Origin of the sequence: Staphylococcus sp. MB377 (assembly GCF_001922505.1) — a bacterium.
Taxonomy (GTDB): domain Bacteria; phylum Bacillota; class Bacilli; order Staphylococcales; family Staphylococcaceae; genus Staphylococcus; species Staphylococcus haemolyticus.
In genome coordinates, this window is the sequence record NZ_MAON01000052.1 from 1 (window position 1) to 1142 (window position 1142).

2 protein-coding genes are annotated in these 1142 nt (G+C 37.9%); both read left to right on the forward strand.

Going from position 1 to position 1142, the window contains the following annotated elements:
- The gene (locus BB045_RS09250) at positions 1 to 222 is read left to right on the forward strand and encodes a helix-turn-helix transcriptional regulator (protein ID WP_070861295.1); all 222 of its coding nucleotides are present in this window, start codon (positions 1 to 3) and stop codon (positions 220 to 222) included.
- 39 nt (positions 223 to 261) lie between these two features.
- Entirely contained in the window at positions 262 to 1038 is a 777-nt protein-coding gene (locus BB045_RS09255; protein ID WP_075140703.1) for a phage antirepressor KilAC domain-containing protein, read from the forward strand.
- The last annotated feature ends 104 nt before the right edge of the window (positions 1039 to 1142 follow it).

Genomic DNA, 1142 nt, shown 5'->3' on the forward strand with positions numbered 1-1142 from the left:
ATGAAATCACAGGCAACGAAGGGAGGAAATAACTTGAAGCAGTTGAAACAAAAACGACTAGAAAAAGGGATGTCTTGCCAAGACGTTGCCGATAAAGTCGGAATCACTAAAATGCACTATTGGTACATTGAAAATGAAAAAAGAACATTAAAAATAGACTTAGCAGAAAAAATTGCAATTGCTCTTGAGGAAGATCCGAAAGAACTTTTTTTTAACAATTGAAGTAAACCTGTGATTTACAAGATGGAAGGAGTAAACCAAATGAAAGAACTTAAAAATTTCTCGCATAACATGTTCGGAAACTTAGAAATTCTCATTAAAGAAGGAAAGGAATACTTTCCAGCGACAGATGTTGCAAAGGCTCTTGGGTATTCTGATCCGTACAAAGCGGTTAAGCAACATACGAAAGAAGACGGGTGGGTGATTTGCCCAGTGGTTCTTGAAGGGAAGAATCAAACAGTTGATAAAAAATTCATCAATGAACCTAACTTATACCGTTTAATCGTAAAGTCGAAACTTCCGCAAGCGGAACAGTTCGAAAAATGGGTATTTGAAGAAGTACTTCCTTCTATTAGAAAACACGGAGCATACATGACAGATCAAGTCCTGGAACAAGCAGTAACAAATCCAGACTTCGTAATTGGTCTTCTCACTAAATTAAAAGAAGAAAAAGAAAGGCTTGCAGCAGCACAACAACAAATTGTTCAGCAACAACCGTTAGTAGTCTTCGCTGAAGCGTGTATGCAGTCAGAACAAACACTGAAAGTAAGTGAAGTTGCAAAGTTAGCAACAAAACAAGGAGTAAAAATTGGCCAACGCCAGTTATTCGCAAAGCTTCGAGAATGGGAGTTAATGTTCAAAAGATCCACTGAACCAACTCAGCTAGCAGTTGAAAAAGGATACTTTGAAATCGCACAAGGTGTTAAACAGAAACCGAATGGTGAAGCATTTACATGGACAACAACATACGTAACACCAAAAGGACAAGCCTACATCATAGACCGACTAAAGAAAGAGCAAGAGCAGGAGGCGGTTTAAATGACGGAAGAAAGCACATTATCACATCTAATGATTCTGGTTCTATTCATTTTACTTGCCGGATTCATTCGTTTAATGGATGGGATAGATAGACGGTATATAAG

Excerpts from the sequence above, each read along its gene's own strand:
- BB045_RS09250 (WP_070861295.1), top strand. The coding sequence starts at position 1 with ATGAAATCACAGGCAACGAAGGGAGGAAATAACTTGAAGCAGTTGAAA.
- BB045_RS09255 (WP_075140703.1), top strand. The coding sequence starts at position 262 with ATGAAAGAACTTAAAAATTTCTCGCATAACATGTTCGGAAACTTAGAA.